The sequence below is a fragment of the Mycobacterium sp. IDUB_37 genome, assembly GCF_055419245.1.
The window spans coordinates 1-234 of sequence record NZ_JBVAXG010000067.1 but is presented as its reverse complement, the minus strand read 5'-3'; the positions used below and the strand labels follow the sequence as shown (position 1 = coordinate 234).

The 234-nt window shown below is 77.4% G+C and carries 1 pseudogene; it reads right to left on the bottom strand.

What is annotated here, in order from left to right:
* Positions 1-234: pseudogene (locus ACZY1I_RS32340) on the bottom strand (hypothetical protein); the annotation flags it as partial.

Below are 234 nucleotides of genomic sequence, written 5' to 3'. Positions count from 1 at the left end.
CAGGTGGCCCGGTCCCGGACCCGGACTGGTCGCATCACCACCGGCACCACCGGTACCGCCATGCCCCGACGTTCCGGCCGGCAGCTGACCCGCCGCGCCCTTGGCGCCGCTGGCACCGCCGCCACTGTCACCGCCGGCACCGCCCTGACCGACCGCACCCGAGTTGCCACCCACACCGCCGGCCCCACCATTACCGCCGGTGGTCGCTTGACCGCCGGCCCCGCCGGTCCCGCC